Source organism: Pseudomonas putida, from assembly GCF_028682475.1.
GTDB classification, from domain to species: Bacteria; Pseudomonadota; Gammaproteobacteria; order Pseudomonadales; family Pseudomonadaceae; genus Aquipseudomonas; species Aquipseudomonas putida_AG.
In genome coordinates this window covers 1-301 of record NZ_JANHLE010000139.1, presented here as the reverse complement: position 1 = coordinate 301, position 301 = coordinate 1, and the positions used below count along the sequence as shown (strand labels likewise).

Genomic DNA, 301 nt, shown 5'->3' with positions numbered 1-301 from the left:
CACAGGGCAGTGGAAGGTGACCGATATGGGTACCTTGGCGGTGGCCAACAGCGCCACCACAAGCACCGATAACCTGGGCACCGGCGGGGTCGATATTGCCGCGGGCGGCATCGTCAACACCCTGACCACAGGCGCCTTCAGCTTCGACAACGCACTGACCGGTGCCGGCACGCTGAACGCGTCCAACGCCAACCAGGCGTTCTCGTTCGGTGCCGGGGCGGGCAACCGCTTCGCCGGCACCGTCAGCTTGAAGGACAACACCTTCGCCCTGGCGGGCGACAACAGCACGGCACTGACCAAC

At 65.8% G+C, this 301-nt stretch carries 1 protein-coding gene; it reads left to right on the top strand.

What is annotated here, in order from left to right; genetic code table 11:
• Window positions 1–25: 25 nt before the first annotated feature.
• The coding region (locus NPS47_RS25535; protein ID WP_274297459.1) for a hypothetical protein at window positions 26–301 on the top strand (276 nt) is incomplete at its 3' end.